The following is a 24,781-nucleotide window of genomic DNA, read 5'->3' as shown; positions in this document are numbered from 1 at the left end:
GAGCGGGCTGAATCTATTTCCTTGGAGGAGATAGAGGAGACAAATGAATGATGCCGCGTTGCAGCATATAAAACCACTTTATATTCGTGATGTCAGAAATACGCGGCAGTGATATTAGGGGCAACAGACAATTCCATACGGCAACTTTTACGTTGCCGTTTCCGTTTTTGCGTCGCCGGAACGCAACATATTCTTGATGCCGCGCAAGGCTTGCCGGACGCGCGCCTCGTTTTCGATCAGGGCGAAGCGCACGTATTCATCGCCGTATTCGCCGAAGCCGATGCCGGGCGACACGCTCACCTTCGCTTTTTGCAGCAGCAGCTTGGCAAATTCCAGCGAACCCAGGTGGCGGTAGGCTTGCGGGATATGCGCCCAGATATACATCGAGGCCTTCGGTTTTTCCACCATCCAGCCCGCCTCATGCAAGCCTTTCACCAGCACGTCGCGGCGGCGCTGGTACTGGGCGCAGATTTCCGTCACGCAACTTTGGTCACCTTCCAGCGCGGCGATGGCCGCCACTTGCACTGGAGTAAAACTGCCGTAGTCGTGGTAGCTCTTGATACGCGCCAAGGCCGCCACCAGTTCCGCATTGCCCACCATGAAGCCGATGCGCCAGCCCGCCATGTTGTAGCTTTTCGACATGGTGAAAAATTCCACGGCCACGTCGCGCGCGCCCGGCACCTGCATGATGGACGGCGCCTTCCAGCCATCGAAGGTGATGTCGGCATACGCCAGGTCATGCACCACCAGAATATTGTGCTGTTTCGCCAGCGCGACGACTCTTTCGAAGAATTCCAACTCCACGCATTGCGCCGTGGGGTTGGACGGGAAGCCCAGCACCATCATCTTCGGTTTCGGGTAGCTTTCGCGGATGGCCCGTTCCAGTTCGGCAAAGAAATCCACGCCCGGCCCCATGCGCACGGAGCGGATATCGGCGCCCGCGATGACGGCGCCCCAGATGTGGATCGGGTAGCTGGGATTGGGCACCAGCACCGTGTCGCCACGGTCCAGCGTCGCCAGCATCAGGTGCGCCAGGCCCTCTTTCGAGCCGATGGTGACGATGGCTTCGCTGTCCGGATCGATGTCGACCTCGTAGCGCTTCTTGTACCAGTGGGCAATCGCGCGGCGCAGCCGCGGAATGCCTTTGGAGGCTGAATAGCCGTGCGTGTCGGGGCGTTTCACCGTCTCGACCAGCTTGTCCACGATGTGGGCCGGCGTGGCGCCATCGGGATTGCCCATCGACATGTCGATGATGTCCTCGCCACGGCGGCGCGCGGCCATCTTGAGTTCGGCGGTGATATTGAAAACGTAGGGGGGAAGACGATTGATGCGCGAAAAGCTGCGCGGAGCTTGGCTGTCGGTCATGGTTATCTCTGTACGTAAGCGCCCGGATCCGTCCGAGCGACGTTGGCGCAGTGGCTGCGCCTGCAACGATACTAACCCGGCTTCGCAAGAACTGGCAAGGCCGATTCGGACAAGCTACAATACGCGCTGATCGAAAATGAGCGCACCGGTTGGTAACCCGGTAAGTGCCCGGCACCGTCCGGCATGCTCCCGCCCACGCGGACCCACGGCGCTGACCCTTGGCTGTTACACCAGCCGGGGAGGTGTTCTGGTTCGTGCATTTTCCCGCCGCGCCATTCCTCCCCTGCTTTGATTAGGAATAAAAACGGATGGCAACACACGACACCGCAGTAAGCAACATGACCCTGGACCGCGCCGGCATCGAGCAGCAGCTGGCCCTGCCCGTGCGCCACTTCATCGATTGTGCGTTCGACGGCGAAGACTTGTCGCGCCTCGATTTGCAGGGCTGTACCTTCGAGCGCTGCACCTTTGCCGAAACCAATCTGTTCGCCAGCAAACTGGCGCGCAGCACCTGGCGCCGCTGCCGCGCCGGCAGCGCCGATTTCGAATCCGTCGATGCCGTCGACGCCACGTTTGAAGGCTGCGACCTGAACAACACAAAATGGCGGCGCGCCAAGCTGGCCTCGGTCACGTTCCGCGGCTGCAAGCTGACGGGCGCCTCGTTCGAGGAAGTGGCCCACCTGGGCCTCACCTTCGAAGACAGCCTGCTGGTGGGCGCCGACCTGCGCGGCTTCTCGTTCCGCAAGGCAATATTAAAGCAGCTGGACTTTTCCGACGCCTACCTGGCCGGCTGCGACTTCCGCGAAGCCGTCTTCGAAGGGGGCAGCCTGCGCAATGCCACCATCAAACTGGCGAAGTTCCAGGGCGCCGACTTGCGCGGCGCCGATATCGACGGATTCAAATTGAACGAAGCGTCCTTGCTGAAAGGCGCCGTCATCACGCATGCGCAGGCGGCCAACTTCATGCGGGCGCTCGATCTGGTGGTGATTTAATGTAAAAAGGCAAAAAAAAGCCCGCTATGGAAGCGGGCTGAATCTATTTCCTTGGAGGAGATAGAGGAGACAAGTGCATCTTGCGGCATCGCGGCATATCACGCCACTTTATATTCATGATGATAGAAATTCCTGTCAGTGATAATGAGTCGCCATCAGGGTTTCAAGCCGTGCGGCGCGCGGCCAGCGGCAGAAATTCTCCCAGCCATACCAGCAGGGCCAGGCCCGGAAACGCCATGCCGGTCAGCAAGGTTGCTTGCCAGCCATAGCTGGCATAAACCCAGGCGCCGATGGCCGAGCCGGCTGCGCCGCCGGCGAAGAACAGGGCGAAATACAGGCCGTTCAGGCGGCCCCGCACTTCCGCGCCCAGGCTGAAGATGGCGCGCTGGCCCAGCACCAGATTCGCCGCCACGCCCATGTCGAGCACGATGGACGCGATGACCAGCAGCCCCAGCGCCACATGTTTCGACTCGGGTGCAAACATCGGCAAGGCAAAGGCGGCGATGCCCAGCGCCAGCGCGGCGGCCGTGGCGGGCAAGGTGTGGCCCGCATCGGCCAGGCGGCCGGCGATGGGCGAAGCGACGGCGCCCGCCATACCCACCAGGGCGAAGATGGCGATGCCCGTTTGCGACAGGCCGAACGCGGGGCTGGACAGCACCAGCGGCGTGACGGTCCAGAACAGGCTGAAGGCGCCGAACAGGCCCGCATGATAGGCGGCGCGGCGGCGCAGCACGGGCGTGCCCAGCAGCAAATGCCACAGCGACGCCATCAAGGCTGGATATTTCATGCTCGACACGGGCTGACGCACGGGCAAGGCGCGGTGCAGCACCAGCGCCAGCAAGACCATCAGCACGGCGGCGCCGCCAAACACCACGTGCCAGCTCGCATGGGCCGCCACCAGCGAAGCGACGGGACGGGCCAGCATGATGCCCAGCAACAAGCCGCTGACCACCTTGCCCACCGTCTGCCCCCGCGTCGCTTCCTGCGACAGGTGGGCGGCAAACGGCACGATCACTTGCGCCGCCACGGAACCGAGGCCGATGGCCAGCGCCGCGGCCAGGAACACGATGGCGCCGGTGGAAAGGGCCGCCACCACCAGGGCCGTGGCCGTCACCAGCAAGGCCGTGACGATCAGTCGGCGGTTTTCCAGCAAGTCGCCCAAGGGCACGACAAACAGCAGGCCCAGGGTATAGCCGACTTGCGTCAGGGTGACGATGAGCCCGGCCGCCTTGGCCGACAGGCCCGTGGAGGCGCTGATGGGCCCGACGAGGGTTTGCGCGTAATACAGATTGGCGACGATCAGGCCGGAAGCGATGGCCAGCAGCAGCACCATGGCGGGCGCAATGTCGTGGGGAGCGGAAGGTGAGGCCTTGTTCATGTTGTTTCCTCGGTTCGGTAGGGATGTGGCCATTCTAGGCAAAACCGGGGCAAAGATAATTAGGGCATAATCGCCCTACACTTTTCACATAATATGAACAATGAAAGCTATCCCATGGACAAGATCAAGGCCATGCAGACCTTCGTGCGCATCGTCGAGGCCAACAGTTTTTCCAAGGCGGCCGAAACCTTGAATTTGCCGCGCGCCGCGCTGACGGCCACCCTGCAAAAGCTGGAAGCCTACCTGGGCACGCAACTGCTGCAGCGCACCACGCGCCGTTTGTCCCTGACGCCGGAAGGTGCCGAGTATTTCCGCCATTGCCTCGATATTTTGAAAGCCGTCGACACGGCGGAACTGGCGTTCCGCGGCCCGGACGCGAAAAAACCCCGCGGCTTGCTGCGCATCAACCTGCCCAACACGGTGGGCCGGCGCCTCGTCATGCCCCATATCGCGCAATTCCACGCCGCCTGGCCGGACGTGCAACTGCAGCTGAGCTTGACTGACCGCCTGGTCGACCTGACGCAGGAAGGCATCGATTGCGCCTTGCGCGTGGGCACCTTGCAGGATTCCGCCTTCATCGGCAAACAGGTCGGCCTGATGCGCTTCGTCACGTGCGCCTCGCCCGCCTACCTGGCGCGGCACGGCACGCCGCACACCCTGGCGGACCTGGCCGCGCACCGGGGCATCATGCATTACTCGGGCCGCACGGGACGCGCCTTCGACTGGGATTTCCTGCAAGGCAAGGAAGTGGTGCGCGTACAGATGGCCGGCCCCATCGCCGTCAACGATGCCGACGCCAGCGTCGCTTGCGCGCTGCAGGGACTGGGACTGGCGCAGGCGGCCGTGTACCAGGTGCGCGCGCACCTCGACAGCGGCGCCCTGGTGGCCGTGCTGGCGGATCACCCGCCGACACCGATGCCCATGTCCCTGCTGACGCCGCAAGGCCGGCTGGCCACGCCCAAGCTGCAGGCGTTTGCGGGCTGGATCACGGCCCTGTTCGAAGCCAATATGGATCTGCAGCCGCCTGCCAGGGAGGCTGCCGCACGGGCCGGCTAGCCCGGGCAAGCACGACCCTGGCTGTTACGGCATGGCCGGGCCGCTGGTCATGCCGGCCGGCAACAGGATGCCGCCGTCGAGCACGCTCAATTGCAAGCCCGGCAGCACCTGGCGGGATGCCGGGCCGGCCACGCCGGCCACGACAGGCGCGGCTGGCGCGGCCGCCGCTTTGCCACCATGGGCATGTTCAGCAACCACCATATTGCCCGCCAACGGCACGGCGGCGACGGAAGCGGCCGCTGCCGTCAGCGCATTGCGCAAGGCTTCGGCCGGCTTCACCTTCAAGCTGCCGGCCACATAGCCGATCGCATAGTTGTTCGACGTCTGCCCTGCGGCGGCAACCTTGTAGTTGCCGGCCGGCGAACCCGCGCCAGCCTCCGTACTGAACAGCAATTCGCCACGCAGTTCCGATGCCACGCTGTCGCCTGCCAGCAAGCCCGCATAGCCGACGTCAAAGACAGGATTAGGGCGCCCCTGATCTTTCTCGGCATTGTTCACCGTCACGGTCAATTTCGCCTGCGTAATATCGGCCCGCGCCGACGCCGCCGTGTTGACCACATAATTGCCGGCGTCCAGCCCGCTCAAGCGTATGCCATCCACGCGCACCGTCTTGCCCTGTCCCGCATTCTTGTCGGCAAACTGGGCAGCATTGCTGCTGATGCTCAGCTGGTCGCCGGCAAGACGGTCGTCGCGCCAGTTCACGCTGGCAGCGACGCTCGCATCGTAGACCTTGTTGACACCCGTGATACCCACCGTCAGCGCCGCCGGCGTGATGCTGGCCGTCAAGCCGTTCGGGTCGGCCACCGTGTAATTGCTGGCCAAGCCGCTGGCCGTGTCGGCCAGGGTCGTGCCCGTCACCGTCACCGCCTTGGCCTTGCCCGCGTTCTTGTCGCCGAAGCTGGCCGTCATCCCGGTCACGCCCAGGCGTTCGCCTTCGACCAGGCCGGACAGCACACCGCCGCTGACGCTGGCCTGGCGCGTGCCGTCGTAGACCTTGTCGAGCGCCACCGCCCCCGTCACCGTCAAGGCTTTGGGCGTGATGCTGGCCGTCAGGCCGTTCGGATCGGTCACCGTGTAATTGCCGGCCAAGCCGCTGGCCGTGTCGGCCAGAGCCGTGCCCGTCACCTTCACCGCCTTGGCCTTGCCCACGTTCTTGTCGCCGAAGCTGGCCGTCATCCCGGCGATGTCCAGGCGTTCGCCTTCGACCAGGCCGGACAGCACACCGCCGCTGACGCTGGCCTGGCGCGTGCCATCGTAGACCTTGTCGAGCGCCACCGCGCCCGTCACCGTCAAGGCCCTGGGCGTGATGCTGGCCGTCAAGCCGCTCGGGTCGGCTACCGTGTAGTTGCTAGCCAAACCGCTGGCCGTATCGGCCAGGGTCGTGCCCGTCACCGTCACCGCCTTGGCCTTGCCCGCGTTCTTGTCGCCGAAGCTGGCCGCCATGCCGGCGATGTCCAGGCGTTCGCCTTCCACCAGGCCGGACAGCACCCCGCCGCTGACGCTGGCCAGGCGCGTGCCGTCATAGACCTTGTCGCCCGCCACCGCCCCCATTATCGTCAAGGCCTTGGGCGTGATGCTGGCCGTCAAGCCGCCCGGGCTGGCCACCGTGTAGTTGCCGGCCAAGCCGCTGGCCGTGTCGGCCAGGGTCGTGCCCGTCACCGTCACTACCTTGCCCTTGCCCGCGTTCTTGTCGCCGAAGCTGGCCATCATCCCGGCGATGTCCAGGCGTTCGCCTTCGATCAGGCCCGACAGCACACCGCCGCTGACGCTGGCTTGGCGCGTGCCGTCGTAGACCTTGTCGCCCGCCACCAACCCCGTCACCGTCAAGGCCTTGGGCGTGATGCTGGCCGTCAAGCCATTCGGGTCGGCCACCGTGTAATTGCCGGCCAAGCCGCTGGCCGTGTCAGCCAGGGCCGTGCCCGTCACCGTCACCGCCTTGGCCTTGCCCGCGTTCTGGTCGCCGAAACTGGCCGTCATGCCGGCGATGTCCAGGCGCTCGCCTTCAACCAGGCCGGACAGCACGCCGCCGCTGACGCTGGCCAGGCGCGTGCCATCGTAGACCTTGTCGAGCGCCACCGCGCCCGTCACCGTCAAGGCCTTGGGCGTGATGCTGGCCGTCAAGCCGCTCGGGTCGGCTACCGTGTAGTTGCCGGCCAAGCCGCTGGCCGTGTCGGCCAGGGTCGTGCCCGTCACCGTCACCGCCTTGGCCTTGCCCGCGTTCTTGTCGCCGAAGCTGCCCGCCATCCCTGCGATGTCCAGGCGTTCGCCTTCCACCAGGCCGGACAGCACGCCGCCGCTGACGCTGGCCAGGCGCGTGCCGTCATAGACCTTGTCGCCCGCCACCGCGCCCGTCACCGTCAGGGCCTTGGGCGTGATGCTGGCCGTCAAGCCGACCGGGTTGGCCACCGTGTAGTTGCTGGCCAGCCCCGTATCGCTGGCCAGCACGGCGCCCACCGTCACGGCCTTGCTGTTGCCGGCGTTCTTGTCCGAAAAATAGCCGCTCAGGCCAGACAAGATCACGTTTTCCGAGCCGACGAAACCGCTCAATGCGCCGCCCGTAACGCGCGCGTCGGCATTGCCATCGTAGACTTTATCTTGCGCCGCGACGCCGCCGAGCGTCAGCGCCTTGGGCCGGATGGTGCCCGTGATGACGGCGTCCGTGGCGGCCAGGATATAGTTGCCGCTGTCGGCGCCGGCCAGCATGATATCGCTGACATACACCGTTTTGCCGCTGCCCGCATTCTTGTCCGCGAAATTGCCTCTGGCAGTGACCACGGCAAGACTGTCGCCGCTCACCATGCCGTGCAAGACCGCCGAAGCGCCGCTCAGGCTGGCCCCCAGGCCGCCGTCATAGACCTTGTCATCGGCCTTGATGCCCGTCACGCTGCTGATGGTGGCCTTGGTGATCGCGCCGCTGAAGTTGCCGATTGGCGCCAGCGTGTAGTTGCCGGCCGCACTGCCGCCCAGCGTGGCGCTGGCCGTAATGGCCAGATTGTTGCCGACATTCTTGCTGGCATAAGCGCCGGACAGCAAAAAGCTCAGCTTGGCCACGTCATCGCCCAGCACGCCACTGAGGCTGCCGCCAGCCAGCACGGCAGAGGTGTTGCCGTCATACACCTTGTTGCCCGCCGAAACGCCATTCAGACTGATCTGGCGCGGCGTAATGGTCACGCCGCCATCGACATAGCTAATCAGGTAGCCATTCTGGGCCGTGGAATACACGCCGCTGGCCCGCACCACATAGTTGCCGGCATTGACCGGGCTGCCGGACGCATTGTCATATGTCAACGAGCCTTGCAGCAGGGAAGGATCGACCACCCTGGAATAGCTTACGGTGACGGGATCGCTGGCGAGGCCATCATAGACCTTGCTGCTATGCGACACCGTCACCACCAGGGGCGTCAGGAAGGAACGCAGCAATGGCGTGCTCTGTCCTTCGTAAATCACCCAGGTATTGCTCAAGTCCCACGCCGGGCTGCCCGCGCCGTTGCTGCCGTTGTAGTTGGCCAGTTTTTTCAACTCGGCCGAACTCAAGCCCGTGCCGCCCTGGCTGCCGGCCTGCCCGCTGATCTGCGTATCCCAGTAACTGCCCGTGGCATCGGCGGCGGAGGCGCCGCCTGCCAGCCCGCCCAGCCCCGCTGCGCCGCTGACGGCAACGGCCGCATAGCTGTTACGGATACTGCCGCCGCGGCTGTCGCCAGCCAGGCCGCCCACATTCACGCCGCCCGTCGCGCTGCCCAGCGCGTAACTGTCGACAATTTCGCCCGTATTGCTGCCCACGAGGGAGCCGACCTGCGCATCGCCCGTGACATTGCCGGTAACGAAACTGCCGCTGATTTTACCCGCGTTCGCGCCGGCGAGCGCGCCCACATCGCTGCCGCCGGTGATCCTGGCGTCGCTCAAGCCCAGATCCGAGATACTGCCATTTTTGCCGAGACTGCCGATCAGGCCGATTGCAGCGCTCCCCTGCCGGAAGATGCGCAAGTCGGAAATGATGTGGCCGGCGCCATTGAGGCTGCCCGTGAACGGCGACGCGGCGTCACCGACAGGCACGAAGCCTTTGCCGAGCCAGATATCGCCGCCGGCCGTCGCCCCCGCGCTGAAGCTGCTGCCCAGGGTATAGGCTGCCGTCTTGTCCATCGCCATCAGTTGCAGCTGGTGCGCGGAATTGATGGTGGTCGAGTACTCGCCGCTGAACATCGGCAAGGTGCCGCCCTTGCCGTTCATGCCGCCGTTCGATCCCACCGTCACCCAATTGTTGCCCGTGGCGCCAGCCGTCGTCGTGAAATTGAATGTTGGATAACTTGCAGGATCACCCATTGCAAGGTCCGTCAAGCCGACGATATTGCTCGTTCTGCCATTGCCTTGGCCCAGGCCCGTCAGGCCGTGGTTGGCGCTGGTGTTGTAATAGGCATTGCTCACGTTGCCACCGAAATCATTGTAGCCAACGATGCCGCCCCGGTTATCGTGCTGCGCATTGACCGCGCCGAAGGAATAGACATTGTCCACAGTCCCCCGGTTCCGGCCGACGATGCCGCCCGCATAGTTGCCCGCATTGACGCTGCCAGTGGCATAGCTGTTGCTGATCCTGCCCGCATAAACATCACCGACGAGGCCGCCAAAACCCTGCTCGGACTGCACATCGCCGGAAGAGTAGACATTGCCGGTCGCATAGCTGTTGCTGATCATCCCGCCCAGCCGGCCAGCCAATCCGCCGGCGATGGAACTGCCCGTCACGCTGCCCGTCGCATAGCTGTCGCTGATATTGCCTGAGGTGAATGCCGCCAGGCCGCCCGTAAAGACATCGCCCGCGATGTCGCCCGTGGCAAAGCTCTTCGCGATGGTGCCAGCGTTTTCAAGCACCAGCCCGCCGGCCGTCCCCTTGACTACGGTCACCTTCATGCTGCTGCTACTGTTGCTGACGCTGCCGCCACGTTCATTTTCAGCAACCAGCCCGGCAGCTCCGCCACCGTAATTGGGAGTGTGTTCGATACTGCCGCTGCTGCGGCTGTTGTTGATCACGCCGCCATTCACGCCCACCAGGCCGCCCGCGTAAATATACCCCGTCAGCTTCAGCTCGCCGTACGCACTGACGTTATCGATCAAGCCCGCGTTTCTTGCCGCCAGCATGCCCATCCGGATCTGCCCGTACTTGCCTTCCGGCGCCTGTATCCGGGTATTGACCAGATTGAGGTTGCGCACCACCCCCGTAGCGCCGATGGCGCCAAACATGCCGACATCGGCATAGTCCGTCAGCCGGGTGAGAGACAATCCCGTGATGTCATGGCCCAGGCCGTCAAGCCTGCCCGTGAATGGCGTGCCTGTGCCACCGATAGGCACGAAGCCCGTGCCACCGCCCCAGTTGAGCGTGGCACTGGCGTCGATATGGCGGCCCAGTGCATAGTTGCCTCCCAGGTTAGCATTCATGCCCTGCAAATCGGCTGCGCTCAGGCTGCCAGCAGTACCTACGCTGTTGATCACCGTATAGCTGATGACTGCGCCATCCGTGCCCTGCCTGGTGCTGAAGTTATTACCCGATGGCAAGTCCACTTCCGCCTTCACGTTGTAGGTGGACAAATTGCCGGCGGCGACACCGCGTTGGCCATACTCGAGCGCCAGGCTGGCCGTGCCGGAACCGCGCAGCGGCGCATTGATATTGATATTGTTGTGCGCCGTCAAGGTCAGCTTGTTGGCCGACCAGCTGATCGTGTCGTTGACATGGATATCGCCTGCCGCGCCGCCGCTGGCGACCGTTGCAATGGTGACATTGCTGGACTTGAGCGCATTGCTGTAAAACGCACCGGTCTGGTTGCCGCCCGAGGCCGCGATCGTGAAATCGGTCGGATCGATCAGCCACATGCCCGTCGCGCCCTTCGTCGCGGCCGTGCTCACCTTCAGCGCATCGTCGATCTTCACGTGCGCGGCCGAAGTGTCGATGAAGCCGCCATTGCCGCCCGCAGGCGCGCTGGCGTCCAGGGTGCCAGCCGCGTTCACCGTGCCGCTTTGCATGTCGCCCAGCAACTTGATCGTGCCGCCGCGCGTGTCGATGCTGTGCGCCTCGATCACGCCCGTGTTGTTGACGACGGTTTTCAGCAAGTCGCCCGCCGCCTGCGCCGTCAGGACGACGCTGCCGCCATCGGCCTGGATCAAGCCGCCGTTGTTCACCAGCGCGCCCACGGCGCCCCGGTCCACCGCCACGTTCAGCAAGCCATCGCCCGCCACGTCCAGCGTGATGGCGCGGCCCGCCGCCAGGGCCACCGAGCCCAGGCGTGCCTGGATCGTGCCTTCGTTCGATACGTTCGCGCCCAACAAGGCCACATAGCCGCCCGGCGCGCTGATGTTGCCCTGGTTCAAGACTTTGCCGCTGCCATTGCCGGAAAACTGATACTTGCCCGCCATGAAGTCGGCATTGCTGATATCCAGGGTCGAGGCCACCAGGCCGGCCGTGTTCACGGACGCGCCGTGGCCGAACAGCACACCGTTCGGGTTGACGATGAACACCTTGCCGTTGGCCGACAGCTTGCCCAGGATGGTCGTGCCGTCGCTGCCCAGCACGCGGTTCAGGGCCACCGCATTGCTGTTGGGCTGCTGGAACTGCACCGATTCGCCCTTGCCGATATTGAAACTGGCCCAGTTGATGACGGCGTTCTGGCTGCCCTGCTGGATCACGGTATTGCCCGGCGCGCCATTGATGGAAGCCTGGCCCGCCACCACCGTGCCGCCCGCCGGCCCCGCCAGGGCCAGGGAGCCATAACCGAGCATCAGCGCCGCCGCCATGCCGGTCAGGGCGAAATGCGCGCCGCCCCCGCTGCTGCCCGGCATCGAGCGCTTGCCGGCGGATTTGACGTTTTCGGAAACGGCGGCGTAGGCGCCGGTGGCCTGGTTCCAGATGGAGCGGTAGATGCGGTTCATGGCAGTGTCCTGATGTTTTTATTGATGTAGTAATTTAGAAATACTTGACGGCTTGCAACCAGAAGCGTCCTGCCGCATCGGGGGCGGAAGTCGCCTTGGCATTGCCCAGCTTGTGCGCGTAATACGCCTTCAGCACGAGCGCGTTGGCGCCCGTCCACGTCACGCCCACGCCCGCGCCGCTCAGGGTGCGGCGGTTCTCGCCGGCGCTCCAGGCATCGCGGTTCAGCTTGACGGTGCCCGTGTCGGCAAACGCCAGCACTTGCAGCTGGCCGGGAAAGGCCGTGAACGCCGTCACGTTCTGGCGCAGCTCCACATTCAGCACATAGCCCTGGTCGCCATACGCCTCGCCGCCCGGATAGGCGCGCACGCCGCCCACGCCGCCGATGCCCATCTTTTCCGACACATCGAGATTTTTCGACGCCGCCTGGCCGCTGACGGTGCCGAACAAGCTCGTCTCGCCGCCCAGGCTTTGCACGCGCGCCGCGTTGAAGGCCAGCTTGTTGAAGTGGCCATTGCTGTTCACCGTCGCGCGGTCAAGCGCCAGGGTTGCCGGCGTCCCGATATCGATCTTGCCCGTGGTGAAGGTCAGCGAATACGTGCTGGCGCCGCCACCGCCCCAGCCATCCTTGCTGTCGCCATTCAGATTCAGCATCCACACCTTGGCCTTCTTGTCGTTGACGCTACCCGTCGACTCCGTGCGGTCCTGGAAGGTCTTGTCGTCATAGCTGACCTGTGCATACAGGTTGTTGCTGCGCGAGCGCAGCAGCGGATAACTGCCGTAGGCGCTGGCGATCTTCGCCGTGCCCTTGGCGTCGAGCACGGCAAATTCCTTGCCCAGCTTGTAGTCCATATAGGTGTAGGCGCCGCCCAGGCGCAGCAAGCCCGCCTGCCCCTGGTAGGCCAGGCGGCCATAGTTCAGGCCGTCGGCCGAGGTGAACGCGCGCACGGTGGCCACGTCGCCGATGCCGGCCAGTTCATTGATATTCAGGGTGGCGCCGATGCGGTTGCGGCCCGTGTAACGGTTGCCCTGGTTGTCCAGGTCGATGCTGCCGTTGAAACGCGAGCCCGGCTGCACGTCGACGATCAGGTCGGACGCCCCCAGCGAGGCGCCCGGCGCCAAGGTCGAGCTGACCTGCACGCCCGGCAAGTCCGACAGCAGCAGCAAGCGGCGTTCCAGCGGCGCCGTGGCGATCACCTGCCCGTCCAGGCCCGCCAGCACGGTGCCGGCCAGCCCGTCGGACAGATTGCTCTGGTTGCGCAGTTGCACCTGGCCATACTGGCCTGGCAACACGCTGATCGTGACGACGCCATCCTTAATATCTTGCGCGGGCAAATAGGCTTGCGCGAGGAAATAGCCGCGGTTCTGGTAATAGCTGGCGATGTTGGACGCCATGGCGCGCAACTCGCCCAGGGTCAGCTCGCTTCCCGCAGTAAATCCCGAGGCGGCCACCAGTTCGCTCTCGGTGAAGACTGGCGGCGCCGTGATCTGCAGGCGCTGCACGGTGATGCGCGTCGTGTCGCCCACCGTGGTGGCGGGCACATTGCCCTGCTGCACGCGGATGGCAGGCGGCGCTTTCGGCAGCGAGGGCGCCACGGGAATCTGCTGCAGCTGGCTGCCGGCACCGGGGGGATCGACGGCCCAGGCGGTCTGTATCAGCGCCAGCAAGGGCAGCAGGGTCAGGGGAAGAAGTTTACAACGCAAGATAAGCCTCTCGGTCGCCGCTGGCGGCATGACGGAATGAATAAAGGAAAAAGCATGCGGTGCCGGCGTCGGGCGCTATGCATCAGGCACAGGCAGCCATGGGACGGCGCACTGCGTGGCGGATAACGCGCTTTGCTGCCGCGCTAGACCGCGCTGCCATTACAGAAAGCCAAAGAAAATTTCTTTGTGGGAATATAACAAGAATGGAAAATGTATAACGGAGCAAATCTGAGCGATTCCCGACAAATTCAGTCGGGATTTGCGGCTCGCAGCGGCATGAAGATGAGGGAACTTGGGGAATGCGGCGGGCGCCACGCAAAAAGCAAGGCAAAAAAAGCCCGCTGCGGGAGCGGGCTGAATCTATTTTCTTGGAGGAGAATAGAGGAGACAAGTGCATTATGCTGCGTCGCGGCATATCAATCCAATTAATTGTTGGAATGATAGAAATACACCAGACAGATAACTGATGGCACAAAAAAAAGCCGGCTCCGCAAGGAACCGGCTTCTTACGCGACCACAAGCCTTATTTCGCTGCCGTCACCGGCGTCGCCTTGCTGTCCGCGCCATATGGCAAGACCTTCGACGCCATGCGGCTATCGGCCTTGATCAGCGCCACTTCGTCGGCCAGGATGCGCGCCGCTTCGTTCAGCAGCACATCCTTGGCGCTCTTCGCGGCCGTTTCAGCGTCCAGTTCGGCACTCAGCGCCCGTTCGTCACCCTGCAAGCCGTCGTCCGTGCGCAAGGCGCCCTTCACGGCGGCGATCTGCTTGGCCGTCTTGTTGGCCGCTTTCGCGCCCTTCAGCACGTCTTTCGGATCCGGAATCACCACCAGGTCGTCGGCAGGGTTCGAAATCTGCGCGATCAGGCGTTTTTCACGGGCCTTGGCGCGCGCTTCCTGGGCATCGCGCTCCTTGCGGCGCACGGTTTCATTGAGCGAAATCTGGTTTTCCTTGCGCTGCTTGACGACGAGAGCTATGTCATCGAGCAAGTACTGGAAATCCTTGTCCTTGGCCACGCGCGCATCATGTTTCTTGTCCAGCAGCGGCACGATCTCCTTCAGGTCGCCCGTCGGTATGTAGGGCGCCGGCTTGATCGCGACCCATGGCAGGGCATTGTCATAGCTCGACTCGCCAAAGTTTTCCGCGTCCGACATGGCTGGCAGCTTGATGTCTGGCGTGACGCCGCGCAACTGCGTGGTGCCGCCATTGATGCGGAAGAACTGGGCGATGGTCATTTTCAGTTCGCCGAAACGGGCTTTCTCGCTGCCGCCGAAACGGTCGAGGTTGAACAAGGTCTGCACCGTGCCCTTGCCGAAGCTGCCTTCGCCGATGATGACGCCACGGCCATAGTCCTGCACGGCGGCGGCGAAAATCTCGGAAGCGGAAGCCGAGCCGCGGTTGATCAGCACGCCCATCGGGCCGTCCCAGGCCAGGCCGGCATTCGTATCGCTTTCCACTTCGACCTTGCCTTCGGCATTGCGCTGCATCACGACAGGGCCCTTGTCGATGAACAGGCCCGTCAGTTCAACGGCTTCGTTCAGCGAACCGCCGCCGTTGTTGCGCAAGTCGATCAGGACGTTGTCGACCTTGTCTTTCTTCAACTCGGCCAGCAAGCGGCTGACGTCGCGCGTGGCGCTTTTGAAGTCCTTGTCGCCGCGGCGGCGCGCTTCGAAGTCCTGGTAGAACGTCGGCAGGGAAATAACGCCGATGCGGCGCTTGACGCCGTTGTCGCGCACTTCGATGATCGATTTCTTCGCCGCCTGCTCTTCCATGCTGATTTTCTTGCGCACCAGCGGCAAGACCACGTGCTTGGCGTCCGGGCCGGCGTCGGCCGGCAGGATGTCGAGGCGCACCACGGAATCCTTGGCGCCGCGGATCAGCTGCACCACGTCGTCGATGCGCATGCCCAGCACTTCGGTGATGGGGCCGCTTTCGCCCTGCCCCACGCCGACGATGCGGTCGCCCACTTTCAGCTTGCCCGACAGGCCGGCCGGGCTGCCCGGCACGACTTCGCGCACCACCGTGTATTCGTCGCGCGTCTGCAGCACGGCGCCGATGCCTTCGAGCGACAGCCGCATGGCGATGTCGAAGTTGTCCGACGCGCGCGGGCCCAGGTAATTGGTATGCGGCTCGATCGACATGGCATACGAATTCATGAAAATCTGGAACACGTCTTCGCTGTTGAGCTTGCGCGAACGGGTCGTGTAGCTTTCATAGCGCTTGTCCAGGGTCTCGCGGATGGCCTTGTCTTCCTTGCCCGCCAGTTTCAGGCGCAGCCAGTCGTTCTTGACGCGCTTGCGCCACAGGTCGCGCACTTCCTCGTCGTTCTTCGGCCAGGCAGCCTTTTCGCGGTCGAGCTGGTAGCTCTCGTCGGCCGTGAAGTCGAACTTGGTTTTCAGCAATTCACGCGCATACGCCATGCGCTCGTCGAAACGCTGCTGGTATAGGTTGTAGATGGCAAACGGCGCCGTCAAGTCTTCATTGATGATGGCGTCATCGAGCTTGGTGCGCAGCGGCGCGAAACGGTCGACGTCGGCTTGCACGAAAAACAGTTTTTCCGCGTCCAGGGACTTGAAGTAGCGATCGAAGATTTTCTCCGACATGGCGTCGTCGAGCGGCATGGCCTTGTAATGGACGCGTGTCAATACGCGCGATGCCCACAAGGCGGCCTGCGTTTGCTGGGCCAGCGGCTTCATGGGTAGCGGAGGAGCGGCGCTCTTGTCCGTCTGGGCTGCGCCAGCGTGGGCTGACAGGGCAAGCACCAGGGTGACCAGCATCATTTGCTTCTTCATCGGCTTCTCCGAAAATTAGTTGAATCAATTCCAGGCGGCGCAGATAGGCATGCGCCAGCCAGCAAGACAGTAAGGGGAATACACGACTGGTCTGCATATTATTCTACAGGATACGGCCTGGCAGTCTCCCATGGAATATCAGTTTCTTCCTGGAAGCTTAAACGCGGATTAAAGGCAGCGTGTCATTCATTACAAAGTGAAACATTCGTGACAAAAATCGCATCATCCGCCAGTGACGAACAGAAACATTCATTACTGAAATCAAAAAAGTCAATAGCCAGTCTTTGCAATCCTTGATGCAGATGATGTTTTTACGCAAAAGAAATGATTCCTGCGGGAAACACTTAGTAACAAAAGACAAGCAACATGCTATCATCGCGCCCTGAAATTCAGCTTGCCTGTGCGCGGCCCGACAGCCTGCGCGCCTCCGTTTCAAGCGCATTCCCCACCAGATCCCCTCCCCGCGTGTCATGTCATGACCAGGAATGGCCGAGCTGATTACCCTTTGCCAGACTCACACTATGCCTACAATTTCCTTCTCCCCCCGCCACTGGAGTGTCGGCGGCAAGATCACCATTTTCACGTTTGCGCTGGTCAGCCTGATCCTCGCCAGCCTGACGGCCTTGACCAGCATCCGCACCTCCAATGCCCTGGAACAGCGCGCCGAAGCGGCCGTCACCAGCGAACTCAATAGCGTCATGACGACCACGGAAGTATTTCATACCGCCATGGTCAACGAGGCGGCCAGCTTTGCCCGCCTGTTCGCGGCCGAATTTCCCGGCCCGTTCTCGGTCGATACGGGCGCCATGGTGGCCGTGGCCGGCAAGGCCACGCCGGCCCTGGCCAACGGCAACAGGGTGCTCAACCTCGACACGTCCCTGGTCGACCGCTACACGGCCCAGACGGGCGTGATCGCCACCATCTTCGCCGCCAACGGCGATGAATTCGTGCGCATCAGCACTTCGCTGAAAAAACAGGATGGCGAACGGGCCGTCGGCACCCAGCTCGACCATAACCATCCCAGCTATGCGCCGCTGCGCGCCGGCCAGCGCTTCGTTGGCATGGCAACCCTGTTTGGCAAGCAATACATCACGCAATACGACCCCGTGCGCGATGCGGGCGGCAAGGTGGTGGGCGTGCTGTTCATCGGCCTCGATATCAGCAAGAATCTGGCCATGCTGAAAGAGAAGATTCGCCAGGTCAAGATCGGCCAGACGGGTTACATCTATATCGTCGACACGGCGCCCGGCGCCAATTACGGCCACCTGGTGCTGCACCCGAACAGCGAAGGCAAGAGCGCGCTCGAGTTCAAGGCCAGCGACGGCCGATTGTTCATCCAGGAAATGCTGGCGCAAAAGGATGGCGCCATGCGCTATACGTGGACGGCGCCGGGCGAAACGGCTGCCAGCGCGCGCGAAAAGCAGCTGTTTTACCGTCAATTCAAGGATTGGCAATGGATCATCGCGGGCGGCACGTTCACGGACGAAATCACCCTGGAAGCACGCCAGATGCGCAACCAGCTGGCCATTTCCGGCTTCATCGCCCTGCTCGTCTTCGCCCTGCTGCTGTACTGGCTGGTGCGCACCCTCGTGTCGCGCCCGCTGGCCGCCGCCGAAACGGCCGCCGCGCAAATCGCCGCCGGCGACCTGACGGTGCACCTCGATACCAGCAGCCTGGACGAAATCGGCCGCCTGCTGCTCGCCATGAACCGCATCAGCGACAACCTGTCGCAAGTGGTCAGCAATGTACGCGGCAGCGCCGGGCAGATCGCCACGGCGTCCGGTGAGATCGCCAGCGGCAACCTGGATTTGTCGAGCCGCACGGAACAGCAAGCCAGCTCGCTGGAAGAAACGGCCGCCTCGATGGAAGAACTGAGCTCCACCGTGCGCCAGAACGTTGATCACGCGCAACAGGCAAGCCGACTGGCGCATGACTCGTCCAGCCTGGCAGCGGAAGGCGGCGCGGCCGTGGCGCAAGTGGCCAGCACCATGGACGCCATCCGCAGCTCCTCGGGCAAGATCGCCGACATCATCGGCGTCATCGACGGCATCGCCTTCCAGACGAATATCCTGGCCTTGAACGCGGCCGTGGAAGCGGCGCGCGCCGGTGAACAGGGACGGGGCTTTGCCGTCGTCGCCACGGAAGTGCGCACCCTGGCGCAGCGCTCGACGGCAGCGGCGAAAGACATCAAGGATTTGATCCAGGCGTCCGCCAGCACGGTGGACCTGGGCCATGCGCAAGTGAGCCAGGCCAGCGCCACCATGGACACGGTGGTGGCCAGCGTGCAGCAAGTGAGCACCATCATGGCCGAAATCGCCCAGGCGAGCGAAGAGCAGCGCAGCGGCATCGAGCAAGTCAACCAGGCCATCGCCCAGATGGACCAGGTGACCCAGCAGAACGCGGCCCTGGTGGAAGAAGCGGCCGCGGCGGCGGACGCCTTGCAGGAGCAGGCGCAGGAACTGAACCAGGTGGTAGGCGTGTTCAAGCTGTAAGGGCTAGCCTGGTGCTAAGATGGGGATGAATCTACCTTGCCAGGAGGCACCATGCACGACGACTACGTTTTAATTGCCCGGCTGATGATCCCCACGGATGCGCACGTCATCCGCGGCTGCCTGGCCGCCGCCGGCATCGACGTGCTGCTGACGGATGACCAGCACATGCAGGCCGACATGCTGCTGGCGGCCGCCATCGGCGGCGCCCGCGTGCTGGTGCGCGAACACGACGTGGCGCGCGCGAATGACATCCTCGCCGCCTTCGAGCGGGGCGACCTGGCGCTGGCGGATGATGCCGATGTGGGCGCGCCCGTCGCCGAATAAGAACACCTGTCAAAACCTACTGCGCGTCGTAATTTGCGGTCTGCGATGCTCACTGTACCTTCGTACAGTTGCGCTTCTCAACCACAACTTCCTTCCGCTCGCTACGGTTTTGCTAGGCGTTGTAAATCAGGCATAGAAACAGCGCCCACAAGCCTGGCGGTAACTTTCGTTGCCGCCAATACTGATCTGCTCGCCTTCCTTGATGCGGCGGCCCTGCTCATCCACACGGATGTTCATCGTGGCCTTCTTGCCGCAAATGCAGATATTCTTCAATTCCTCGATATCGTCGGCCAGCGCCAGCAGATAGGCCGAGCCGGGGAACGGTTCGCCCTTGAAATCCGTGCGCAAGCCGTAGCAGATGACGGGCACGCCCTTCACTTGCGCCAGCTGGTGCAATTGTTGCACTTGTGCCGTGCTAAGAAATTGCGCTTCGTCAACCAGCAGGCAAGCGACCTGGGGAATTGCGTCGAGGAAATTCGTGTCGGCATGGAAGATATCGACCTGGCGCTGCGGGCCCAGGCGCGAAGTGACCCTTCCCACGCCGTAGCGGCTGTCGATGGCGGCCGTGTACAGGCGCACCTGCTGGCCCTGCTCTTCATAGTTGTGCGCGACCTGCAACAAGGCCGTCGACTTGCCCGCGTTCATCGCGGAATACCGGAAATAAAGTTTTGCCACTGCCGCCTGCCCTGTTCGTCTGGTTTTCAGGATACTGTTTAGTTCCTTTTCGAGGCGTGATTATAAATCGCAATGGCGGGCTTGCGGCAGCTTAATAGTCGTGCCGTTGGCGCGGCAAGCGGGCAAAAAACGGCGCATACTCGAAGCGCGCACGCTGTAGCCGCGCTGCTGCTGATATGCGAAAGCCGCATATGCAAGCATGCAAACATTCGTTCGCCGCACCCGTGCACCCGCCTACACTGCGCGGCACGGAAGGCGGCTCGGGACACAATCCGGAGCGGCTGTTTCTCTGACAGGAGCCACCATGAATGATCGAATGCCATCCCCATCCCAGCCGCCAGCGCTATACAAGCTGATCGGCAACACCCCACTGGTCGAAGTGACCAGGCTCGACACGGGCCTGTGCCAGCTGTTCCTGAAACTGGAATCGCAAAATCCCGGCGGTTCCATCAAGGACCGCATCGGCCTGTCCATCATCGAAGCGGCCGAAGCCGACGGCCGTTTGCAGCCGGGCGGCACCATCGTCGAGGCGACGGCCGGCAATACCGGCATCGGCCTGGCGCTGGTGGGCCGCATCAAGGGCTACCGCGTAATCCTTGTCGTGCCCGACAAGATGTCGACGGAAAAAGTACTGCACCTGAAAGCCCTGGGCGCCGAAGTGCACACCACGCGCTCGGACGTGGGCAAGGGCCACCCCGAGTACTACCAGGATTACGCGGCGCGCCTGGCGCGCGAACTGCCGGGCGCCTTCTTTGCCGACCAGTTCAACAATCCCGCCAATCCGCTGGCCCACGAAACGACGACGGCGCCCGAAATCTGGGAGCAAAGCGGCCATGACGTGGACGCCATCGTCGTCGGCGTCGGCTCCTCCGGCACCCTGACGGGCCTGACGCGCTACTTCCGCAAGGCCCAGCCGAAGCTGGAATTCGTGCTGGCCGACCCGCAAGGCTCCATCCTCACCGAATACATCGACACGGGCAAGGTATCGGACACGAGCGGCTCGTGGGCCGTCGAAGGCATCGGCGAAGATTTCATTCCCTCGATTGCCGACATGGACAGCGTCACCAAGGCCTACACCATCAGCGACCAGGAAAGCTTTGATTCCGCGCGCGCCCTGCTGCTCGCCGAAGGCATTTTAGGGGGCTCGTCAACGGGCACCCTGCTGGCCGCCGCGCTCAAGTACTGCCGCGAACAGACCACGCCCAAACGCGTCGTCACCTTCGTGTGCGATACGGGGACGCGCTACCTGTCGAAAGTCTACAACGACGGCTGGATGCGCGACCAGGGCCTGTTGCAGCGGGCCTTGTCCGGCGACTTGCGCGACCTGATCGGACGCCGCTACGACGAGGGCGACGTCGTCAGCGTGGCGCCGGGCGACACCCTGCTCACGGCCTTCAACCGCATGCGCGCCAGCGACCTGGCGCAGCTGCCCGTCATCGACGGCGGCCAATTGGTCGGCATCCTCGACGAATCGGACTTGCTGCTGCACGTCTCCGGCGACGCCGCACATTTCGCCTCGCTGGTGGGCGCCACCATGACGACGCAGATCGAAACCCTGGCACCGTCCAGCGGCTTGCCCGCCCTGCGCGCCACCCTGGACCGGGGCTTGACGGCCGTCGTCGCCGACGACAGCGCCTTCTATGGCCTGATCACCCGCTTCGACCTTCTCAACCACTTACGCAGGACACTATCTTGAGCCAACAAACGCCCCGCAAGAGCCGCCTCGCCACCCGCGTCATCCACGCCGGCCAGTCGCCCGACCCGTCGACGGGCGCCATCATGCCGCCCATTTACGCCACCTCCACCTTCGTGCAGGACAGCCCCGGCGTACATAAAGGCCTGGACTACGGCCGCTCGCACAATCCCACGCGCTGGGCGCTGGAGCGCTGCGTGGCCGACCTGGAAGGCGGCAGCGCAGCCTTCGCCTTCGCCTCGGGCCTGGCCGCCATCTCGTCCGTGCTGGAATTGCTGGATGCGGGCAGCCATATCGTCGCCGGCGACGACATGTACGGCGGCACATACCGCTTGTTCGAGCGCGTGCGCCGCCGCTCGGCCGGTCATGAATTCACGTATGTCGACCTGACGAATCCGGAAAACCTGCTGGCCGCGCTGCGCCCGGAAACGAAGATGGTATGGGTGGAAACGCCCACCAACCCCATGCTGAAACTGGCGGATTTGCGCGCGATTGCCGACATCTGCCGCGAACGGAGCATCATCGCCGTGGCGGACAACACATTTGCCAGCCCGCTGGTGCAACGCCCCCTGGAACACGGCTTCGACATCGTCGTGCACTCGACCACCAAGTATTTGAACGGCCACTCGGACATCATCGGCGGCATCGCCATCGTCGGCGCGGAAGAACGCCAGGCGGAATGGCGCGAGCAGCTGGGCTTTTTGCAAAACTCCGTGGGCGCGATTGCCGGGCCGTTCGACAGCTTTTTGGCCCTGCGCGGCGTGAAGACCCTGGCCATCCGCATGCAGCGCCATTGCGAAAGCGCCCTGGCCCTGGCGCAGTGGCTGGAACAGCAAAAGGAAGTGCGCAAGGTGTTTTATCCGGGCCTGGCATCGCACCCGCAGCATGCGCTGGCGCAGCGCCAGATGGATGGCTTCGGCGGCATCATCTCGATCGACCTCGATACGGATTTGGCGGGCGCGCGGCGCTTCCTCGAACGCTGCGAGGTGTTCGCCCTGGCCGAAAGCCTGGGCGGCGTGGAAAGCCTGATCGAGCACCCTGCCCTGATGACGCATGCCAGCATCCCGGCCGAGCAGCGGGCCAGGCTGGGCATCGGCGATGGCTTGATCCGGCTGTCGGTGGGGATCGAGGATATCGAGGATTTACGCCATGACCTGCGCACGGCGCTCGACGCGATTTGATACGCCCGGCGGCTATTTTCCGGGGTGGTATCTGCGCTCCAGGTGCTTCGCCACGTCCTCGGGATAAAACAGCACGTCCTTGAATTCGCCGCGCGCATACATGGCCGCCTGGTCCCGGAAGTGCGGCGATGCCGGGTCGCCGCTCTGGCCGCCAGCGAGGATGCTTTTCGCCTTGATGCGGGGGCCGAATTCCACGGCCGCCACAAAGCTGTTGCCCCGCTCGCCGTAAATCCTGCGCGTGGTGCTCTTGCTGCTCTGTCCATACGCGGCCAGCGCGCCCCAGTTGCCCGACGCGTAAGGCACGGGCAGGCTGGCTTGCGCATCGTCAAACGGCTGCACGATGCCGCCCGTCAGGCGCTGGAAGCGATTGATCTCCCCCCACGGCGTTTGCCAGTTGCCGAAATCGCGCTGCAGTTTATCGGCCGCCGTCGCCAGCGCAGCCAGCCGCTGCGCCGCCGTGACCTTGTCCGTCGCCAGGAAATCGACGACGGACACGCCCTGCTCGCGCGCCTGTTTTCCTGCCAGCTCGGCCAGCTCCTGGCCCCAGAACACGGCCAGCGAGGTGGCGGTGGAGTCCAGCGCATAGCGCCAGTCCCAGGCCCGCAGCAAGGCCACCTTGTCGGCCAGCGCCAGCTTGTGCGCGTCGCCCGCCGGCAGCGCATCGTATGCCGCGAACAGGGGCGGCAGCAGCGCTTCGAACGCCGTCAGTTCGCTGTCGTAGGACGCGGCGATCAGGCTGTCCAGGGTAAAACCCGTCCTGTTCTGGAAAACCTTGACGGCATGCAGGCCGCGCGCGTTTTCGCCATACACGGACATGTAGGCGGGATAGTCGCTCTGGCGCGGGCTGTGGGCGCCAGCCGCCGAATACGGCCAGTTGTTCGTATTCTGGATCCAGCCATTCTTCGGATTGAACAGGGTGATGGTTTGCGCCACAGTATGCAGCCCTTTCCATTCCGTGGCCGGGTCGCTGCCGTCGACGGGCTGCTTCCAGTTGAAGCGCGGGTCGCGCACGGGGATGAAATTGCCGTGAAAGTAGGCGATATTGCCATCCGCATCCGCATACACCGTGTTGTTCGACGAATTCGTGCGCAATTCCATCGTTTGATAAAACGCAGCATAATCGCGCGCCTTGGTGCGCGTGTACGACTGCATCAAAGCCTTCAACGGTTCATGCATCAGGCGCACGGCCACCCATTTACCATCCTGCGCACGCACGATGGGGCCGTGGTGGCTGTAGTGGACGGTGATGGTTTTCGAACCCATGCCGCCATCGGCCAGTTTGTAGGGCAAGGTGATGGGCACGGTTTTCAAGGGGCGCAAGCCGCCGTCATAGCGGTAGAACCAGGCGCCGTCCTTGTCGACGATGCTTTCCAGGTATTCGTCGATGACGTCGCCGCCGCCCGAGGTGTGCATCCAGCCCAGGCGCTCGTTAAAACCCTGGTAGACGAAGAACTGGCCCCAGGTGACGGCGCCATACGCGTTCAAGCCTTCGCCGCTGGTGACCTGCACTTCGGGACGGAAGTAGAACGAGGTGTGCGGGTTGATCATCAAGAGCGCATGGCCATTTTTCGTGATGGCGGGCGCGATGGCGAAACCGTTCGAGCCGCTGGGCTCGGGGTCCAACCCGGTCTCGATGCTGGCTAGCGCCACGGCGGCAGGACTGGCCTGCTGGCCGTAAAACGCTTCGAGCTGCGTCAGGTTGATCGATTCGATATCGCCGCCGATGCTGCCTTCGCTGAAGCTCAAGGCCATCCATGGCTCGAAATGCGCGATCAGCCGCGGTTTGACCTGCGGATGCGTGGCCAGGTAAAAGTTCAGGCCATCGGCAAAGGCGTCCATCAACTTGCGCAGCCACGCCGGGCTGGCGCGGTACTGCGCCTGCAGCTCAAGCGGGTCGATGAAGAGCTTCATGCGCAGGTCGCGGTACAGCTCCCGTTCGCCCTCCACTTCCGCCAGGCGCCCCATGGCGTTGATGTAATTGAGTTCCACGCGGGGGAAATCGTCCTCGGCCTGCGCATACATCAGGCCAAACACGGCATCCGCATCCGTCTTGCCCGTCACGTGGGGCACGCCCCAGGTGTCGCGCGCGATGCTGACATTGGCCGCCTGCGCCTGCCAGCGGGCCATGTCCTTGACAGAAACAGCGGGTGCGGCCAGCACGGGAATACTGGCGACAGCAACTGAGGCAAACAGGGCACTGCTATGTAACATGCCAAAACT

General features: G+C 63.5%; 13 protein-coding genes. 6 read left to right on the top strand and 7 right to left on the bottom strand.

The features are described 5' to 3' along the window. Positions 1–147: 147 nt before the first annotated feature. The gene (gene alaC, locus OX459_RS08710) at positions 148–1,365 is read right to left on the bottom strand and encodes an alanine transaminase (RefSeq protein WP_289897497.1); all 1,218 of its coding nucleotides are present in this window, start codon (positions 1,363–1,365) and stop codon (positions 148–150) included. 308 nt (positions 1,366–1,673) lie between these two features. Between alaC and OX459_RS08705 the strand changes: the two genes are divergently transcribed. Continuing rightward, entirely contained in the window at positions 1,674–2,357 is a 684-nt protein-coding gene (locus tag OX459_RS08705) for a pentapeptide repeat-containing protein (RefSeq protein ID WP_289904637.1), read from the top strand. Between the two features lie 163 nt (positions 2,358–2,520). On the opposite strand, the gene OX459_RS08700 is transcribed toward OX459_RS08705, so the two are convergent. Next, positions 2,521–3,735, bottom strand: coding sequence for an MFS transporter (locus tag OX459_RS08700; RefSeq protein WP_289904636.1), 1,215 nt, complete (start codon positions 3,733–3,735; stop codon positions 2,521–2,523). A gap of 114 nt (positions 3,736–3,849) precedes the next feature. Here OX459_RS08700 and OX459_RS08695 point away from each other — a divergent pair, with 114 nt between their 5' ends. Continuing rightward, positions 3,850–4,791: a LysR family transcriptional regulator gene (locus OX459_RS08695; RefSeq protein ID WP_289904635.1), complete on the top strand. Its 942-nt coding sequence runs from the start codon at positions 3,850–3,852 to the stop codon at positions 4,789–4,791. A 24-nt stretch (positions 4,792–4,815) separates the two neighbouring features. Here OX459_RS08695 and OX459_RS08690 read toward each other — a convergent pair whose 3' ends face one another. From OX459_RS08690 to OX459_RS08680, 3 genes are all read right to left on the bottom strand, one after another. Next, positions 4,816–11,703, bottom strand: a complete 6,888-nt coding sequence (locus OX459_RS08690; RefSeq protein WP_289904634.1) for a YDG domain-containing protein — start codon at positions 11,701–11,703, stop codon at positions 4,816–4,818. Between the two features lie 34 nt (positions 11,704–11,737). Continuing rightward, on the bottom strand, positions 11,738–13,405 hold the full coding sequence (locus OX459_RS08685; RefSeq protein ID WP_289904632.1) for a ShlB/FhaC/HecB family hemolysin secretion/activation protein: 1,668 nt from the start codon (positions 13,403–13,405) through the stop codon (positions 11,738–11,740). A 523-nt stretch (positions 13,406–13,928) separates the two neighbouring features. Further along, positions 13,929–16,196, bottom strand: a complete 2,268-nt coding sequence (locus OX459_RS08680; protein ID WP_099667474.1) for a carboxy terminal-processing peptidase — start codon at positions 16,194–16,196, stop codon at positions 13,929–13,931. A 521-nt stretch (positions 16,197–16,717) separates the two neighbouring features. Between OX459_RS08680 and OX459_RS08675 the strand changes: the two genes are divergently transcribed. Both OX459_RS08675 and OX459_RS08670 read left to right on the top strand, forming a co-directional pair. After that, on the top strand, positions 16,718–18,688 hold the full coding sequence (locus OX459_RS08675) for a methyl-accepting chemotaxis protein (protein WP_289904630.1): 1,971 nt from the start codon (positions 16,718–16,720) through the stop codon (positions 18,686–18,688). Between the two features lie 51 nt (positions 18,689–18,739). Next, positions 18,740–19,012 (top strand): DUF2007 domain-containing protein, encoded by a 273-nt coding sequence (locus OX459_RS08670; protein ID WP_070256715.1) that lies wholly within the window; start codon positions 18,740–18,742, stop codon positions 19,010–19,012. Positions 19,013–19,138: 126 nt separating this feature from the next. Here the strand turns inward: OX459_RS08670 and OX459_RS08665 are convergent, their stop codons facing one another. Then, on the bottom strand, positions 19,139–19,687 hold the full coding sequence (locus OX459_RS08665; protein ID WP_289904627.1) for a thymidine kinase: 549 nt from the start codon (positions 19,685–19,687) through the stop codon (positions 19,139–19,141). A gap of 316 nt (positions 19,688–20,003) precedes the next feature. Here OX459_RS08665 and OX459_RS08660 point away from each other — a divergent pair, with 316 nt between their 5' ends. Continuing rightward, complete coding sequence (locus OX459_RS08660) at positions 20,004–21,383, top strand: cystathionine beta-synthase (RefSeq protein WP_289898406.1); 1,380 nt, start codon at positions 20,004–20,006, stop codon at positions 21,381–21,383. Next, positions 21,380–22,561, top strand: coding sequence for a PLP-dependent aspartate aminotransferase family protein (locus OX459_RS08655; RefSeq protein WP_289904625.1), 1,182 nt, complete (start codon positions 21,380–21,382; stop codon positions 22,559–22,561). The genes OX459_RS08660 and OX459_RS08655 overlap by 4 nt, the downstream gene beginning before the upstream one ends. A 12-nt stretch (positions 22,562–22,573) precedes the next feature. Here the strand turns inward: OX459_RS08655 and OX459_RS08650 are convergent, their stop codons facing one another. Continuing rightward, positions 22,574–24,772, bottom strand: coding sequence for an acylase (locus OX459_RS08650; protein WP_289904624.1), 2,199 nt, complete (start codon positions 24,770–24,772; stop codon positions 22,574–22,576). Between the last annotated feature and the right edge of the window lie 9 nt (positions 24,773–24,781).

Origin of the sequence: Janthinobacterium sp. SUN026 (genome assembly GCF_030397625.1) — a bacterium.
Lineage (GTDB): Bacteria > Pseudomonadota > Gammaproteobacteria > Burkholderiales > Burkholderiaceae_D > Janthinobacterium > Janthinobacterium kumbetense.
The sequence above is the reverse complement of the archived record's forward strand: the minus strand, read 5'-3'. Positions and strand labels throughout refer to the sequence as shown.

Bases quoted from the DNA above. Each gene is read 5' to 3' on its own strand.
- alaC (WP_289897497.1), bottom strand. From the start codon at position 1,365: ATGACCGACAGCCAAGCTCCGCGCAGCTTTTCGCGCATCAATCGTCTT.
- OX459_RS08705 (WP_289904637.1), top strand. From the start codon at position 1,674: ATGGCAACACACGACACCGCAGTAAGCAACATGACCCTGGACCGCGCC.
- OX459_RS08700 (WP_289904636.1), bottom strand. From the start codon at position 3,735: ATGAACAAGGCCTCACCTTCCGCTCCCCACGACATTGCGCCCGCCATG.
- OX459_RS08695 (WP_289904635.1), top strand. From the start codon at position 3,850: ATGGACAAGATCAAGGCCATGCAGACCTTCGTGCGCATCGTCGAGGCC.
- OX459_RS08690 (WP_289904634.1), bottom strand. From the start codon at position 11,703: ATGAACCGCATCTACCGCTCCATCTGGAACCAGGCCACCGGCGCCTAC.
- OX459_RS08680 (WP_099667474.1), bottom strand. From the start codon at position 16,196: ATGAAGAAGCAAATGATGCTGGTCACCCTGGTGCTTGCCCTGTCAGCC.
- OX459_RS08675 (WP_289904630.1), top strand. From the start codon at position 16,718: ATGCCTACAATTTCCTTCTCCCCCCGCCACTGGAGTGTCGGCGGCAAG.
- OX459_RS08670 (WP_070256715.1), top strand. From the start codon at position 18,740: ATGCACGACGACTACGTTTTAATTGCCCGGCTGATGATCCCCACGGAT.
- OX459_RS08660 (WP_289898406.1), top strand. From the start codon at position 20,004: ATGCCATCCCCATCCCAGCCGCCAGCGCTATACAAGCTGATCGGCAAC.
- OX459_RS08650 (WP_289904624.1), bottom strand. From the start codon at position 24,772: ATGTTACATAGCAGTGCCCTGTTTGCCTCAGTTGCTGTCGCCAGTATT.